This is a genomic window from Micrococcus sp. LASM2_SD2 (assembly GCF_057364565.1).
Map to the genome: position 1 here is coordinate 1 of NZ_JBNFOB010000025.1, position 16,115 is coordinate 16,115.

General features: G+C 71.6%; 10 protein-coding genes, 1 pseudogene and 1 riboswitch. Of the genes and pseudogenes, 5 read left to right on the plus strand and 6 right to left on the minus strand.

The genetic code is table 11. The annotated features are described in order from the left end of the window. The 3 genes from AC2W7A_RS02820 to AC2W7A_RS02830 all read right to left on the minus strand — a co-directional run. Positions 1 to 1,810 (minus strand): FMN-binding glutamate synthase family protein (locus tag AC2W7A_RS02820; protein WP_485990014.1); only part of this gene is annotated, 1,810 nt, incomplete at its 3' end. 155 nt (positions 1,811 to 1,965) lie between these two features. Then, entirely contained in the window at positions 1,966 to 2,523 is a 558-nt protein-coding gene (locus AC2W7A_RS02825) for an acyl-CoA thioesterase (RefSeq protein WP_485990015.1), read from the minus strand. Between the two features lie 46 nt (positions 2,524 to 2,569). Beyond that, positions 2,570 to 6,253, minus strand: coding sequence for a bifunctional proline dehydrogenase/L-glutamate gamma-semialdehyde dehydrogenase (locus AC2W7A_RS02830; RefSeq protein ID WP_485990016.1), 3,684 nt, complete (start codon positions 6,251 to 6,253; stop codon positions 2,570 to 2,572). A gap of 541 nt (positions 6,254 to 6,794) precedes the next feature. Between AC2W7A_RS02830 and AC2W7A_RS02835 the strand changes: the two genes are divergently transcribed. After that, positions 6,795 to 7,745, plus strand: a complete 951-nt coding sequence (locus tag AC2W7A_RS02835; RefSeq protein ID WP_485990017.1) for an endonuclease domain-containing protein — start codon at positions 6,795 to 6,797, stop codon at positions 7,743 to 7,745. Between the two features lie 419 nt (positions 7,746 to 8,164). Here AC2W7A_RS02835 and AC2W7A_RS02840 read toward each other — a convergent pair whose 3' ends face one another. From AC2W7A_RS02840 to AC2W7A_RS02850, 3 genes are all read right to left on the minus strand, one after another. Then, on the minus strand, positions 8,165 to 8,782 hold the full coding sequence (locus AC2W7A_RS02840) for a hypothetical protein (protein WP_485990018.1): 618 nt from the start codon (positions 8,780 to 8,782) through the stop codon (positions 8,165 to 8,167). A gap of 10 nt (positions 8,783 to 8,792) precedes the next feature. Further along, a complete protein-coding gene (locus tag AC2W7A_RS02845) occupies positions 8,793 to 9,962 on the minus strand; it encodes an MFS transporter (RefSeq protein ID WP_485990019.1) in 1,170 nt (389 codons plus the stop codon). Positions 9,963 to 10,096: 134 nt separating this feature from the next. Continuing rightward, entirely contained in the window at positions 10,097 to 11,653 is a 1,557-nt protein-coding gene (locus AC2W7A_RS02850; RefSeq protein WP_485990020.1) for an AI-2E family transporter, read from the minus strand. A 152-nt stretch (positions 11,654 to 11,805) separates the two neighbouring features. Further along, a riboswitch (TPP riboswitch) is annotated at positions 11,806 to 11,914 on the plus strand. Between the two features lie 72 nt (positions 11,915 to 11,986). Here AC2W7A_RS02850 and AC2W7A_RS02855 point away from each other — a divergent pair. The 4 genes and pseudogenes from AC2W7A_RS02855 to AC2W7A_RS02870 form a co-directional block, all read left to right on the plus strand. Beyond that, positions 11,987 to 13,051, plus strand: a complete 1,065-nt coding sequence (locus AC2W7A_RS02855; RefSeq protein ID WP_485990021.1) for a thiamine ABC transporter substrate-binding protein — start codon at positions 11,987 to 11,989, stop codon at positions 13,049 to 13,051. Between the two features lie 13 nt (positions 13,052 to 13,064). Continuing rightward, positions 13,065 to 14,754 (plus strand): annotated as a pseudogene (locus tag AC2W7A_RS02860) (ABC transporter permease). A gap of 140 nt (positions 14,755 to 14,894) precedes the next feature. After that, complete coding sequence (locus AC2W7A_RS02865; RefSeq protein WP_485990022.1) at positions 14,895 to 15,662, plus strand: ABC transporter ATP-binding protein; 768 nt, start codon at positions 14,895 to 14,897, stop codon at positions 15,660 to 15,662. Between the two features lie 120 nt (positions 15,663 to 15,782). After that, positions 15,783 to 16,115, plus strand: a 333-nt coding sequence (locus tag AC2W7A_RS02870) for a TetR family transcriptional regulator (protein ID WP_485990023.1), incomplete at its 3' end; no start/stop codon positions are given.

A 16,115-nucleotide genomic window follows, 5' to 3' on the forward strand; every position in this document is an offset into this window, starting at 1 on the left:
CGCGCGCGCCGGTCACGCCGTTGCCGTAGTACTCGTACAGGGACTGCCCCTCGCGCAGCTGGGTCACGCGCGGCATCGGCGAGGTGGACGGGTTCGCGTCCTCCCCCGCCGCGGCGGCGGACTGGCGGCGCTCGGCGGCGTTCGCCTGGGCACGCTGGCTCGGGGTGGTCAGCAGCTCCGAACGCCACTCGGGGTCGTGGTCGTTCAGGTACTCGATGGGGGCGTGCTCACCGAAGTGGTCCGCGTCCGCCTCCTTCCAGTCGATGTCCCAGCCGCCCGGGGGCTCGTTCAGGAGCTCGTTCTGACGGATCCAGCGGTAGATGGACGCGTAGGAGCGGGTGCTCAGATGGTCCACACGGCGGCGCAGCATGCGGGTGTTCAGCTGCGACGGATCGGTGACGCCCATGGACGCCATGATCTGCACCGCCTCGCGCACGGTGAGGCGGTGGTAGTTGTACACGCGGCGGGACTTGTCCTCCACGTCCAGGCCGCGCATGAGGCGGGGGTCCTGGGTGGCGACGCCCACCGGGCACTCGTTGGTGTGGCACTTCTGGGCCTGGATGCAGCCGGTGGCCATCATCATGGCGCGGGCGGACATGGTGAAGTCCGCGCCCTGGATGAGGCGCTTGACGATGTCCGAGCCGGTGGCGATCTTGCCCGCGGCACCGATCTTCACCATGTGGCGCAGGCCGGTGCCGACCAGCGCGTTGTGGACCAGCATGAGGCCCTCGGTGAGCGGGGTGCCGATGTGGTCCGAGTACTCGAGCGGCGCGGCGCCGGTGCCGCCCTCCGAGCCGTCCACGATGATGAAGTCCGGAGCGATGCGCTCCTCCCACATGGCCTTGCACATGGCGAGCACGTCCACGCGGGAGCCCACGCAGAACTTGATGCCGATCGGCTTGCCGCCGGAGAGCTCGCGCAGCTTCCCGATGAAGTGCACCATCTCGCGCGGCGTCGAGAAGGCGGAGTGCGAGGCCGGGGACAGGCAGTCCTTGTCCTGCGGGATGTCACGGGCCTCGGCGATCTCCGGGGTGATCTTCGAGGCCGGCAGCATGCCGCCCAGGCCGGGCTTGGCGCCCTGGGACATCTTGATGGTGATGCCCTTGACCTCGGGGTAGTTGGCCTTCTTGCGGAACGTCTCCGGGTTGAAGGTGCCGTCCTCGTTGCGGCAGCCGAAGTAGCCCGAGCCGATCTCCCAGAACAGGTCGGCGCCGTTGCCGCGGTGGTACTTGGTGAGACCGCCCTCGCCGGTCTCGTGGACGAAGCCGCCCATGCCGGCGCCCTTGTTCATGGCCAGCACCGCGTTGGCGGAGAGCGAGCCGAAGGACATCGAGGAGATGTTCATCAGGGACAGGTCGTACGGCTGGGTGCAGTCCGGGCCGCCGATGCGGACCGTCGGCGGCTCTGCCGGCGGGTTCACCGGAGCGGACGAGTGCAGCAGGAACTCGTAGCCGATCTCGCCCGTGTCGCGCTCGGTGCCGAACGCCTTGTGGTTGTCGAGGCCCTTGGAGCGCGCGTAGACGAGCGAGCGGGTGTCCCGGTCGAACGGCTTGCCGTCGAAGTTGCGCTCGATGAAGTACTGCTGGATCTCCGGGCGGATGGACTCCAGCAGGTACCGGAAGTGGCCGAGGATGGGGTAGTTGCGGAGGATCGCGTGCCGACGCTGGGTGAGGTCCCAGATGCCGAGGACGGCGAGGGCGATCAGGACGATGGCCAGCAACCACCAGGCTTCATTGCCCAGCGACGCCACCAGCACCACGATCAGAGCCCCGAGCGACAGCGCGGCGATCACGAGGAATCTGTTGTTCACCCGCCCAATCGTGCCGTATCAGGATGTGGAATGACAGCACCGACGGACGTTTGTCCCGCAATCGCCCCTCCCCGTGGACGATTCGTCCGCGGACCCCGTCCGGGGAGGCATCCGGTGAGGGCAGGGACCCAGGCGGGTGCCGTCGTCGGGAAGGATCACCAGGTGTGGGGCGCGGGGGTGCGCGAGGAGGGCAGGGCGATGTTCCGCCGCCACTCGTGCAGCCACTCCGGGATGCCGGGGCCGCCGTCCGGGTCGTGGCCGAGGGAGCGCATGGCGTCGGCGATGTCCTCGTTGGTGACCGGGGTGCCGTCCTTGCCGCGCAGTCGGCCGCAGATGTACCCGCGGACGTAGACCTCGCCGTCCACCACGATGCGCTGCTCGAGCCACATGGCGCGGTCGTCGAGGCCGAGGAACCGGGTGTCCAGGGAGAACCTCTGGCCGAACTCCACGGAGCGGCGGAACGCGATCTGCTCGGCCTGCACCACCGGCAGCCAGCCGCGCCTCCGGCACTCCCCCCACAGCCCGCAGCGGTCCATGAGGTCGAAGCGGCCGAGGTCGAACAGGCCGAAGTACTGGCCGTTGTTGATGTGCCAGGCGATGTCCACGTCCGTGAGCAGGGCACGCAGCGGGACCGAGGTCGGCTCCCACGGCGAGACCCGCGGGCGGCGGCGGGACTTCAGCAGGGTGGCGACGGTGCGGAAGATCAGGTGCATGGGGCCACCCTACCGGGGAGTAACCCGGCGGTGTGGCCCCATGTCATCAGAAGATCGCATCGGTGAGGTGGTCCGGCGTGCCGAAGCGATGGGCCGTGATGGAGACGGCCTGCTCATGCACGAACGGCAGCAGCTCCACCTCGCCGGCGGAGACCACCGGACCGGCGTACACGGCCACGTCCGGGGTGTCCCCGAGGGCGTGCTGCAGCGCACGCTTGGCGGCCAGCGCCCCGGCCCGGTCCCCCACCCAGTCCGAGATGAGGCGGATGCGGGCGTCGCCGCCGCCCTCCGCCGCCGGCGGGACCTCGGAGAGCTGCTTCGCGCGGCGGTGGAACTCGCCGGTGGACTCCACGTGGATGTCCACCGGGGCGCCGAACTCGGTGCCCTGGAACTCACGGCGCAGCTGCTCCACCTGGCCGCGGACGCCCTCGGAGGAGATCGACGCGGCGTCGCCCTCCTCGGTGGACGGCACCGGGTTGATGGAGACCGTCATGGGGGCGCCGGCGCGCAGGCCGGCGGAGACCACGCGCAGCAGGTGCTCGGCCGGGCCGTGCTCCCAGCGCACCAGCACCGGGGTGGGCACATGGCGCAGCACGTTGCGCTCGGCGCGCAGCGAGGAGATGTCCTGGTCCGGGGCGAACACGGTGGTCCAGGCCTGCTCGTCCAGCTTCTGCGCCGTGTGCAGCCAGGACGGGTCCACGTTCGGCTCGCTCTCCGAGCCCGAGGCGGACTCCGGGTTGGTGAGCCAGGTGGGGGCATCCTCCCAGTGCACAAGGCCGTGCAGGTAGTGCGGGCCGCCGGCCTTGGTGGTGGCACCCACCACGGAGCGCTTCCAGCCGCCGAACGGCTGCCGGCGCACGATGGCGCCGGTGATGCCGCGGTTCACGTAGAGGTTGCCGGCGTGGACGTGATGCAGCCAGTAGTCGATCTCCTCCGGGTCCAGCGAGTGCAGGCCGGAGGTGAGGCCGAAGTCCACGGCGTTGACGATCTCCACAGCCTCCTCGAGGTCCTTGGCCGTCATCACGGACAGGTGCGGGCCGAAGAACTCGGTGAGATGGGAGTGGCTGCCCGGCTTCACGCCGTAGCGGATGCCCGGGCTCCACAGGCGGCCGGAGTCGTCCAGCTGCTTGGGCTGCAGGGCCCAGGATTCGCCCTCCTCGAGCTGGGTGAGGCCGCGGCGCAGCTTCTCCCCCGGCTCCTCGATGACCGGGCCCATCTGGGCACGGGCGTCGTCCGGGTAGGCCACGTGCAGGGAGGAGGCGGCGTCCAGCAGCTGACGGTGGAAGCGCTCGGAGGTGGCCACCGAACCGACGAGCACCACCAGGGACGAGGCGGAGCACTTCTGGCCGGCGTGGCCGAACGCGGAGTTCACCACGTCCTTGGTGGCCAGGTCCAGGTCCGCGGACGGGGTGACGATCAGGGCGTTCTTGCCGGAGGTCTCGGCCAGCAGGTCCAGGTCCGGGCGCATGGACTTGAACAGCTGGGCGGTCTCGTAGCCGCCGGTGAGGATGAGGCGCTCCACGGACGGGTGGGTGACCAGCGCGGTGCCGACCTCCTTCTCGTCCTCGTCCGCCATGGTGACCAGGCGGACCAGGTCCTCCGGGTCGATGCCGGCCATCGGGCCGTCCGCGGCGAACGCCGCGGAGGCACGCAGGCCCTCGATGATGTGCTCCCAGGCCACGGCGCCGGTGCGCTCGGACTGCGGGGCGGGCTTGAACACCACCGGGGAGCCGGCGCCGAGCGCGGCCATGACGCCGCCGACCGGGATGGCCACCGGGAAGTTCCACGGCGGGATCACCAGGGTCAGCTTCACCGGGATGGCGCGGGCGCCCTCCACCTGGTCCAGGCCGCGGGCCAGCCGGGCGTAGTAGTGGGCGAAGTCCACGGCCTCGGAGACCTCGGGGTCGCCCTGGTCCAGGGACTTGCCGGTCTCCGAGCCGGCGACCTCGAGCAGGCGGCCGCGGGCGGCGTGCAGGGCACGGCCCACGGAGTCCAGGGCCTCGGCGCGCTGCTCGCCGGTGAGCTTCCGCCAGGTCTTGCCGGCCTTCTCAGCGCGGGCGATCGCGTCCTCCGCGCCAGAGGCGGTGGTGACGCGGTGGGCGTCCACGGCCTCGGTGCCGAGGGTCGAGCCCGGGATGGCCTCGATGATCTGCCGGGCCCAGGCGCGGTTGCCCGGCAGGGACGGGTCGGTGTCCGGAGTGTTGGCGAAGCCGTCCACCGGGGCCGGGGTGTCGCCGTCGATGTGACGGGAGCGGTCCTGGCCGCGGGAGGGCTGCGGGATCTCGGTGTCCATCTGCTCGAGGGAGGCGAGGAAGCGGTGCCGCTCGCGCTCGAACAGCTCCGGATCCGAGTCCAGGTCGAACACCGCGGACATGAAGTTCTCGGAGGAGGCGCCCTCCTCGAGGCGGCGGACCAGGTAGGAGATCGCCACGTCGAACTCGCCCGGCTTGACCACCGGGGTGTAGAGCAGCAGGGACCCGACGTCCTTCTTCACGGCCTCGGCCTGGCCGGTGGCCATGCCCAGCAGCATCTCGAACTCGACCTCCGGCGGGATGCCGCCGGCCTCGGCCACGCCGTTCGGCTGCTCCGTGGACAGCCCGCGGCGCTTCACGAGCTGGTGGGCCAGGGCGATGTCGAAGAGGTTGTGGCCGGCCACGCCGATGCGCACGTTCTGCACGTGCTCCTGGGTGAGGGCGTAGTTGAGGACGCGCTTGTAGTTGGTGTCCGCCTCCTGCTTGGAGGCCACGGTGGCCAGGGACCAGCCCATGAGGGAGGCCTGCATCTGCTCCATCGGCAGGTTGGCGCCCTTGACCACGCGGACCTTCACGGGGGCGCCGCCGTCGGCGACGCGGCGGGCGGACCACTCCTGCAGCCGGATCATGGCGGACATGGCGTCCGGCAGGTAGGCCTGCAGCACGATGCCGGCCGGGTAGTCCTTCAGCTCCGGCTGGGACAGCAGCTCGGTGAAGACGTTCAGGGTGAGGTCGAGGTCGTGGTACTCCTCCATGTCCAGGTTGATGAAGGTCTTCTTCTCCTTCGCCAACAGGTACAGCGGAGTCAGGCGCTCGGTGATCTCCTCCACGGCCTCGTCGAACGCGTAGGGGGCGTGCGGGGCGGTGGCGGCGGAGACCTTCACGGACACGTAGTCCACGTCGTCGCGGCGCACGAGGTCCGCGATGCCGTCCAGGCGGCGGTCGGCCTCGCCCTTGCCGAGGATGGCCTCGCCGAGCAGGTTGATGTTCAGGTGGGTCTTCTCGTCCCGCAGCGAGGCGATGGCCTTGGTGAGCTGCTTGTCCCGGGCGTCCACGATCAGGTGGGAGACCATCTCGCGCAGCACGCGGCGGGCGGTGGGCACGGCGACCTGCGGGACGAGCGGGGCCACGCGGCCGCCGACGCCGAACACGGCCTTCAGGGCCGGCGGCAGGAACTGCGGGGACTCCTGGGCGAGCTCGCGCAGGGCGCGGGCGGCGATGGCCGGGTCCTCCGGGCGCACCACGTGGTCCACGAAGCGCACGATGAAGTCCAGGCCGCCCGGCTCCTTGAGCGCGCCGGCGAGCTGGGTGGCGGCGAAGTCGGCCTTGTGGCCGAGTGCCTCCTCCAGCCAGGTGCGGACCTGGGCGATGGCGTCGTCTGCGGAGGCGTGCAGGTCGGCGGGGTCCGGGATGCCTCCGGTGGCGGCGAGGAGGCGCTCGAGGTCGTCGTGGTCCTGGGCGGAGAAGGTCTCGGTCATCTTCCCACTGTGTCCGGTCGATCCGGGCTGAGGCAATTCGGGGAGGACGCTGTGACGCAAGTGTTCACTCAGGGCGGGAGAACAGGTGACATGGGCCACGGGTTCCCCTGCGGAGGGAGGAGGGGAGGCTTCCCGACGACGGCCGCTCGCCTGGCGCTGCTGCTCGCGTCGAACCAGAGAGAGTGGCCGGCCTCATGCGCCGAACCAGAGAGAGTGGCCGGCCTCATGCGCCGAGCCAGAAGCTTCGGCTGCTTCGCGGCCACCGGAAGTGCCCACTTTCTCTGGGTCGACGCGGTCCCACCCCCGTCTCAGCGTCGAACCAGAAGAATCGGCCAGTTGACACCCCGCCCAAGGCACCGAACTTTCTGGTTCGCCGAGCCAGAGAGTGTGGCCCGGCACCGCCACCCTCGCGATCTCGCACCCCCATCTCGTCCTCACACACCGCCGACCTGTCCTGCACAGCGAACCGATCTCCCGCAGGCCTCCACAGATCCTCGTCACCCCCCTCTGCCGGCCTGCGTGGACCCGGCACGCTGGCGATATGCCAATGCCCGCCACCCCGTTGCCCGCTGCACTCCCGACCCTGTTCACCGTCGCGGAGGCCACAGCCCTGGAGGTCCGTCGCAACCGCCTCCGCGCCGACGACCTCGCCAGCCCCTACTGGGGCATCCGCTTCCGCCGAGACGCCCCACCCTCATACGCCGACCAGGTCAGGCTCCTGCAGCGCCTCTCCCCCGCATCTGTGGCCACCCACCAGACCGCCGCCGTCCTCTGGGGCCTGTGGCTCCCCGGCAGCCTCGAACCGCGAGATGATGATGACATCCACCTCTCCCGCCATCGCAGCAACGGCGGCACCCCACGCCGCGTCGGAGTCAAGGGGCATGAGTTGAAGAGCGCTGCGGGCATCACCGAGGTCGACGGCATCCGGCTGACCTCACCGGCGCACACTTGGATCGACCTCGCCGGACAGACCCGCCTTCTCGACGACCTCGTGGCCTGCGGCGACAGCCTCCGGCAGCGCCCGGACGGTCCTGGGGCCGAGAAGTCACGGTTCGCCTTTCCCCTCGCCGAGCCGGCCGACGTCATCGGGGCGCTCGCAGATCGGCGTGGGCGCCGCGGTGTCCGCCTCGCCCAGAAGGCCTGGGAGCTCGTCCGCTCTGGCGTGGACTCGATTCCAGAGACCCGCATCCGGCTCATGGCCGTGGACCACGGCTTCCCGGAACCCGCGGTGAATCCCCGGATCCGACTGAAGGACGGACGCATCGTCCGCCCCGACCTGGCGTGGGAGAAGCTCAAGATCTGCATCCAGTACGACGGCGACTACCACCGGTCCCCTGAGCAGTTCCGCAAGGACATCGAACGGGATCGCCGCATGCAGGCCGAGGGGTGGATCGTCATCCGCGCGGCGGGCTCTGCCCTCACGCGAGACGGTGGGCTCGCCCTCATGGCGGACCTCGCGGCGGCGTTCGCGAGCCGAGGCGTCCGCGCCTGACGGCCATTTCTCCTCTCTCGGTGGTCCCAGACCGACCTGCGGAGCAATCGGGCCGCGCGCCGAGCCAGAGGGTGTAACTCGCCAAACCAGAGAGTGTGGCTCGCCGAACCAGAGGGTGTGACTCGCCAACCCAGAGAGTGTGGCTCGCCGAACCAGAGGGCGTGACTCGCAGAACCAGAGAGTTCAGCGCACCGAGCCAGAAGGAGTGGGCACTTCACCGGTCCATGAACCGTCCAGATTCTCTGGCTCGCCGAACCAGAAGAATCGGCCCCTTCATCCACTCTCGAAGCTGCCGAACTCTCTGGGTCGGCGCGGGGTCACTCCTTCCCGACGACGGCCGCTCCCCCACCGCAGCCACGTCGCCTCAGCGTCCGGTCGGCGTCACGTCACCGGGAAATCGGTCCCGCGGCCACGTCGCCTCAGCGTCCGGTCGGCAGCAGTGCCCGGGCGGCGGTGACGGCCAGGGCGATCAGCAGGACGATGAGGATCCCGTCCGCGGCGATGTAGAACAGGTGCGTCATCGACCCTCCGGCGGACTGCCCCGCGAGCACGGCGTCCGTGCGGACGTTGAGGATCGGCCGGATGACGAGGACCTTCACGGCGTAGACCGCCAGGATGCCGGCGGACCAGCCCCAGAGTGGGCGCTTCGCCGGACGCCCGGCCGTCCTCAGCAGCGCCACCACGAGCACCGCGGCCAACACGAGTTCCACGAGGTTCATGGCGAAGAACACCCGGCGCCCGATGCCCAGCCCCAACGGGATGGTGATGCCCGGGGCGGTGAACTTCAGCGGCGCCTCGATCAGGGAGATGCCCGTCAGCAGCCCCAGCCACAGGCCCGGGATCAGCAGCAGCGCCGCGCGCCAGCCCCGGGGGCCTGCGGCCGCATCCTCCAGCCACCGGCCCAGGCCCGACGGGCCGGGTGTCGGCGCGTCCTGCCTCCCTCCATCGCCGACCCCCGGGGCCCGACCCCCGGAGACGCCGTCATGGCGCGGTGCATCAGGTCGGGAGGAACGGCTGGAGAACGGCTCTGCTTCCATGCCGCCAATCTTACCTGGCGGATGCTGCATTTCTTTCAGTCTCCACACCCCCGAGCCGGGCCCGCAGCACCAGCACCACGGCGATCCCCGCCGCGTAGAGCCCGCCCATGACCCACCAGCCGAGCGTGAAGTGGCCGGTGGCCGCAAGCACGGCGCCCATGACGATCGGACCGAGCGAGAAACCGGCGAACATGCCCATGGAGTTCACGCCGGAGGCCGCACCGATCCGCTGCCTCGGCACGAGGAACAGCAGGAACGCGTTGAGCACCACGTTGGTGCCGAGCGCGGTCATCCCGTGCACGGCGGCGGCCGCCCACAGCAGCCACCCGGCATGCAGCTCCGCGGCGACCACCAGCAGCACGGTGGAGCCGATGGCTCCGGCCCCGATCATGATCAGCAGCGTGGTCGGCCGGTCTCCGGCGTCCATGCGTCGGCCCCACGCGATGCGGGAGAGCACGCCCACCACGCCGGCCACCGCCACCGCCGCCCCCGCGAGGACCACCGGGAAGTCCAGCTCCCGGACGGCGAACAGCGCCAGGTACACGTTGGCCGCCTGGGTGCCCAGACCCATGAGGAACGCGATCGCCGCAGTCAGCCACACGGCCCCGGGCAGTCGCTCGGCGCCGCGCTTCGGACCCTCCGCAGGTTCCTCGTCTGGGACCTTCCCCGGCGTCCGGCCGACCACACGCACGGCGACGGCCCACAGCACGCCGGCCACCAGTGCTGCACCGAGGGCTGCACCGGGCCACCCGAAGGCCAGGGCGACGGCGGGGAAGAACAGTCCGGCGAAGAGCTGGGATGCCTGCACGCCGGACTGCTTCACGCCGATCCAGCTGGTCTTCCTGCCGGGTGGCGCCTCGGCCAGGATGATGCGGTTCGTGGTGGGGTTGGCGATCGCCTGCGTCGGACCGACGAGAGCGGCCGCCACGAGCAGCACGGCGTAGTGCTGGGCGAAGGCGGCACACACGAGGGCCAGTGCGGAGCCGCCGAAGACGATGGCGAGCTGGGTGCGCACGGAGAGCCGGTCCGCGAGCCGTCCGAGCCACAGGGAGGTCAGCGCGGCGGTGACGAACACCACGGACACCACGGAGCCGAGGAGCCCATCCGGGATGCCGAGCCGCTCCACCACCAGGGCGGAGGACGCGGAGACGCCGTAGTTGAACAGCGGACCCACCGCCATGACCCCGACGAGGACGGCGAGGACGGCCCCGCCTCGCGCCGGTGCCACAGGCGCCCGTCCCGCCGTCCCGGTCGCCTGTGCAGGCCTCTGCGTCGGTGTCGCGGAGGCTCTTCCCCGGGTGCCCACGGTCCTGCTCAGGCCTGCTCAGGCCTTGCGGGCGCCGGGGTCGTCGTCCACGTCCCGCGTGAACGGCAGCTCGAACTCGGTGCCCCGTCGCAGGTCCGCGTGGGTCTCCGGGTCCGTCTCGGCCAGTGCGGCTGCCTCGGAGTCGCGGCGCGGCGGGCGCCCTGCCCCTGCGCCTGGACCGCCACGGGCGCGTCCGGGGACTCGGCCACGGCGGTCTGCTCGGCCCGGACCTGCTCCTGCTCGGCGGTGGTGGGCGGCGTCTCCCCGGTCCGCTCCCGCTCGGTTGCGGCGCGGTCCCGCTCTGCCGCCGCGGCCACCGCCTTGTCCTTGGCCTTCTGTTCCTTATGGCGGCGTTGCAGGAGCTGGGGCAGGTGGAACCGCTCCATGCCCTTGAGGTCCGCGGCGATGAACACGTTGAGCCAGCGTGCGTGCGGGTCCGCGTCGATCAGGATCGCCTTGACCAGCAGCGTGGCCGGCAGCGCGAGGATGGCGCCGAGGGGTCCCAGCACCCAGGCCCAGAAGAGCAGGGAGATGAAGGAGACGGTGGGGATGACGCCCACGGCGTCTCCGGCGACCTTCGGCTGAATGATGGACTGCAGCACGAAGTTCAGCACGGAGTAGCTGACCACCACGGCGATGAACGCGGGCCAGCCGCCCTCCACCAGTCCGAGCAGCGCCGGCGGAATCAGGCCGATCACGAAGCCGATGTTCGGGATGTAGTTGGTGAGGAAGCTGAACACGCCCCACACCAGGGCCAGCGGGACCCCGATGATCACCAGGGCCACCACGTCCAGGACCGCCACGATCAGGCCGAAAACGGTGGTCACGAGCCAGTAGCGGCGCACGCCGTGGGCGAAGGAGGTCAGGGCGTCCCCGAGCTCGTCCCGGGCGGTGTTGAGCAGGTGCACGCGGCGCTCCACGCCCATGGAGTCCATGGCGAGGAAGAACATGGACATCACCACGGTCAGCAGCAGGCCGAGCACGGCCCAGGTGTTGGTGGCGATGGTGGTCAGCGTGCTCACTGCGGCGCCGGAGACGTCCTTCCAGTCGACCGCGTTGACCTGCTGCTGGACGACCTCCGGGGACAGGCCCCATGCCACCATCTGGTCCGTGACACCTGTGACCAGCCCCTGCACCTCGGCGGTGTACTGAGGGAGGGCGTCCACGAGCTCGAGGATGGACCAGAGCAGCAGGCCCACGAACGCGGACAGCACGGCGGCCACCAGGAGCACGGACACGGTGGCCCCGAGGACCGGGTGCAGGCCGCGGCGGGTCAGCCACGCCTGCACCGGGTAGACCACGATCACGAAGTTCAGGCCCAGGAACACCGGCGCGATGACCTGGGCCAGCCCCTGCACGAACTGCACGGTGATGACCAGGCCGGCGGCGATGAGCACGAGCACGAGCATGCGCGGCCACAGCCGGTGGGGGCGGGAGGTGTTCCACTCCGACTCGATGGAGCGGCTCTTCTGCCGCCGGGCTCGCTGGGGGCCCGGGTGGGATCCGCCCGGAAGACCGTCCTGGTGCGCCGCACCGGGGTGCGCGCTGTAGCTCGCCTCGCTCACGTGAGGCAGTGTACGGGGCGCGGCGGACGCGGTAGGCGAGGGAGCCGTCGTCGTGGTGACCGATGACGGGGCGCAGCGCGCCCGCTCCCCTTCCCGACGACGGCCGCGCACCCCCGGCTGTCCCCGCACCTGTCCAGGCGGTAGGGTGGAGCGCACATCGACAGGGGAGCGCCGAGACGGCGCTGAGAGTGCGCGGCGAAGGCGCAGACCCTCGAACCTGCTCCGGCTCACACCGGCGAAGGAAGTCGAGAACCTCTCATCCCGGTTGCCTCGCACCCCCATCCGGGCGTGGGCGTCCGGGCCCCTCCCCCACCGCAGGAGGCAGAGACACCGATGTCCACCACCACCCGTTCCCGCACGGCCGCGATCGGCCTGACCGCCGTGGCCGCCCTGGCCCTGTCCGCCTGCTCCGTGGCGGACCAGACCTCCGGGGGCAGCTCCGAGGACAAGGGCTCCGACGCCCCGCAGAAGACGGTCACGATCATGACCCACGACTCCTTCGAGCCCCCGAAGGAGCTGCTGGCCAAGTTCACCGAGGAGACCGGCTACGAGCTGAAGACCACCGCCCCCGGAGACGCCGGCACCGTGGTCAATCAGCTGCTGCTGGCCAAGGACTCCCCCACCGTGGACGGCGTCTACGGCGTGGAGGACCACTCCACGCACACCCTGATCGACGGCGGCGTCCTGGCGGACGTGCAGCCGGAGGACCTCCCGGCCTCCGCCGAGGAGAAGGTGGTGGACGGGAAGATGATCCCGATCGACCAGGGCCAGGTCTGCGTGAACGTGGACCACGAGTGGTTCGAGCAGGAGGGCAGGGACGAGCCGACGGGGCTGGAGGACCTGGCAGAGCCGGAGTACGCGGAGCTGCTGGTGGTCACGGACCCGGTCACTTCCTCCCCCGGCCTGGCGTTCCTGGCCGCCACGGCCGAGGCCGAGGGCGAGGACGGCTGGAAGGACTGGTGGACGAAGGCCCTGGACGGCGGCACCAAGGTGGCCGCCTCCTGGTCCGACGCCTACTACACGGACTTCTCCGGCGGCGAGGGCAACGGCGAGTACCCGCTGGTGCTGTCCTACTCCTCCTCCCCGGCCTACGCGCCGACCACCGGCGTCGTGGAGGGCACCTGCACCCCGCAGACCGAGTTCGCCGGTGTGGTGGAGGGCGCGAAGAACCCGGAGGGGGCCAAGGCGTTCATCGACTTCATGCTCTCGGAGGAGTTCCAGAAGGCGTTCCCGGAGTCCATGTACATGTACCCGATCGACGACTCGGTGGAGCTGCCCGAGGAGTGGGCGAATCACGCGCAGATGGTGGAGGACCCCATCACCCCGGACCCGAAGCGGGTGGCCGAGCAGCGCGAGCAGTGGCTGAAGGACTTCACCGCCCTGCGCGAGGACCGCTGATCGCGTGACCGCGCTGCCCGTTCCCCGACGACGGCCGCGCACCCGGCCGTCCGGGGACGGGCTGGGTGTGTGGTGGCTGCTGGCGGCGGTCCTGCCGCTGGGCTTCCTCGCCGTCTTCTTCCTGTGGCCCGTGGGGGCCATGTTCCTGCGCGGGGTCACCGCGGACGGCGCCCTGGACCTCACCGCGTTCGGCGAGGTGCTGGCCCGGGAGCGCACCTGGCGGATCCTGGGGCACACCCTGGGGATGGCGGCGGCCGGCACCGCCGTCTCGGTGGCCGTGGGTCTGCCGGCGGCGTTCGTGCTCTACCGGCGCACGTTTCCGGGCCGGGACGCGCTGCGGGCCGTGGTGACCGTGCCGTTCGTGCTGCCCACCGTGGTGGTGGGCGTGGCGTTCCGTGCGCTGCTGGCCCCCGGCGGGCCGCTGGGGTTCCTCGGCCTGGACCAGACCACCACGGCGGTAGTGCTGGCCATGGTGTTCTTCAACGTCTCCCTGGTGGTGCGCCAGGTGGGCGGCCTCTGGTCCGTGCTGGACCGCGGCAGGCCGAGGCGGCGGCCGCGCTGGGGGCCTCGCCGTGGCGGGCGTTCCGCACGGTGACGCTGCCGCAGCTGGGGCCGGCGGTGGCCTCGGCCGCGTCCCTGGTGTTCCTGTTCTGCTGCTCGGCGTTCGGGATCGTGCAGACCCTCGGCCGCCCCGGGGTGGGGACCCTGGAGACGGAGATCTGGGTGCAGACCTCCGTCTACCTGGACCTGAAGGTGGCCGCGGTGTTCTCCGTGCTGCAGCTGCTGGTGGTGCTCGCGGCGATCGGCCTCTCCTCCGCCGCCTCCGCGCGGACCGTGCGCGCGCTGCGGATCCGGGACGCCCACGCGACCCCGCTGGGCCGGCGGGACTGGGCGCCGGCGCTGGTCACCGGGCTGGCGGCGGCGCTGATCCTGCTGCCGCTGGGCTCCCTGCTGATCCGGTCCTTCCACTCCTCCGAGGGGTGGGGTCTGCGCAACTACCGGCTGCTGGCGGAGAGCTCCGGGGCCGGGTTCGCCGGCGGCACCACGGTGCTGCAGGCCCTGGAGCACTCGGTGAAGATCGCCGGGGACGCCACCCTGTTCACCCTGCTGGCCGGCATCCCACTGGCCCTGCTGCTGACCCGGCCGTTCAGCACGGCCGGCGCCCGGCGGGCGCAGCGGTGGCTGGACGGTGCGGTGATGCTGCCGCTGGGGGTGTCCGCGGTGACGGTGGGCTTCGGGTTCGTGGTGTCCCTGCAGCTCGTGCTCCCGGACCTGGCCCGGTCCGGGGCCCTGGTTCCGCTGGCGCAGGCCGTGGTGGCCCTGCCGCTGGTGGTGCGCACCCTGGTGCCGGTCCTCGGCGCCGTGGACCACCGGCTGCGCGAGGCCGCCGGGACCTGGGGGGCCGGTCCGTGGCGGGTGCTGCTGACGGTGGACGGCCCCGTGCTGCTGCGCGCGGTGGGCCTGGCCGCCGGCTTCGCGTTCGCGGTGTCCCTGGGCGAGTTCGGGGCCACGAGCTTCCTGGCGAGCCCGGACTATCAGACGCTGCCGATCGTGATCGTGAAGCTGCTGGGCCGCCCCGGGGCGGACAACTACGGGATGGCCCTGGCCGGCGCGGTGGTGCTGGCGTGGTGACCGCCACCGTGATGGTGGTGTGCGAACGGCTGCGCCCGCGCGGTGCCGCCGGGACGGGAGGAGCATGGTGAGCATGGAGGACGCGCACGACGGCCGGCGAACGGCCGGGGAGGTCCGGCCCGGAACGGAGGGGAATGGAACGGCCGGGCATCGAACGCCCGGGCCCGGTGCCGCCGGGCACGGTGCCGCCCTGGTCCTGGAGGAGGTGACGGTGTCCTATCCGGACGGCACCGCTCCCGTCTCCGGTGTGGACCTGACGCTGGCGCCGGGCGAGGTGACGGCGCTGCTGGGCGCCTCCGGATCCGGGAAGTCCACGCTGCTGCGCGGCATCGCCGGACTGGAGCGCGTGAGCGTGGGCCGGGTTCTGCTGGACGGCACGGACGTCACAGCCGTCCCCACACACCGCCGCGGCGTGGGCATGGTGTTCCAGGACGGGCAGCTGTTCCCGCACCGTTCCGTGGCCCGGAACGTGGCCTACGGCCTGGAGTCCGCGAAGGTCCCGCGCGCCGAACGTGCCGCACGGGTGGCCGAGATGCTGCGCCTGGTGGACCTGGAGGAGTTCGGGGACCGGCCGGTGCAGACGCTCTCCGGCGGCCAGGCCCAGCGGGTGGCCCTGGCCCGCTCGCTGGCGCCCTCCCCGCGGGTGCTGCTGCTGGACGAGCCGCTCTCCGCCCTGGACCGGGACCTGCGCGAGCACCTGGCCGCGCAGATCCGGCGGATCCTCAAGGCCACGGGCACCACGGCCGTGCACGTCACCCATGACCACGAGGAGGCCGCGGCCTCGCGGACCGGGTGGTCCGCCTGCAGGGCGACGGCTCGGTCACCGCCGCCTGACGCCTCCCCCCCCGGGGCGGTGTTCCCTCGGCTCGGCACCGCTGCTGCGCGGCCGCCGGACGCCTCCCCTGGGCGGTCCGGCCGCGCCGGCGGCCCACGGACCACACCGTGGCGTGATGCGGGTCGGGGTTCGCACTGGGCGTAGGTTCGGCCGTGGAACTGCACAGACCCCCGCCGACTGGACTATCTTCAACGGGTGATGACTGTCCCGGACGCGCCCCGTGCACGCGGTCGACTGACCGCGGACGAGGTCGTGGATGCGGCCGTGTCCATCCTTCAGGACTTCGGCATGGGGGACCTGTCCATGCGTCGGGTCGCCTCGGTGCTGGGCGTGCAGGCCTCTGCCCTGTACTGGCATGTCCCCAACAAGCAGACGCTGCTGGCCCGCGTGGCCGACCGCATCGTGGCGGACGCGGAGCGCGCCGTGCGCTCCCGGCGGCTGGAGGATGTGGAGGAGGTGGCCGCAGCGGCCGAGGCGACGCTGCTGCGCCACCGGGACGGGGCCGACGTCGTGCTCTCCTCCCTGGCCCTGGGGCTGGGCGGCGGAGCGCTGCACAGGATGTTCGTGGAGGCCGCCGGCTCGGCCGCGGCGGCGAAC

Excerpts from the sequence above, each read along its gene's own strand:
- AC2W7A_RS02825 (WP_485990015.1), bottom strand. The coding sequence starts at position 2,523 with ATGCACCTGATCTTCCGCACCGTCGCCACCCTGCTGAAGTCCCGCCGC.
- AC2W7A_RS02830 (WP_485990016.1), bottom strand. The coding sequence starts at position 6,253 with ATGACCGAGACCTTCTCCGCCCAGGACCACGACGACCTCGAGCGCCTC.
- AC2W7A_RS02835 (WP_485990017.1), top strand. The coding sequence starts at position 6,795 with ATGCCAATGCCCGCCACCCCGTTGCCCGCTGCACTCCCGACCCTGTTC.
- AC2W7A_RS02840 (WP_485990018.1), bottom strand. The coding sequence starts at position 8,782 with ATGGAAGCAGAGCCGTTCTCCAGCCGTTCCTCCCGACCTGATGCACCG.
- AC2W7A_RS02845 (WP_485990019.1), bottom strand. The coding sequence starts at position 9,962 with ATGGCGGTGGGTCCGCTGTTCAACTACGGCGTCTCCGCGTCCTCCGCC.
- AC2W7A_RS02855 (WP_485990021.1), top strand. The coding sequence starts at position 11,987 with ATGTCCACCACCACCCGTTCCCGCACGGCCGCGATCGGCCTGACCGCC.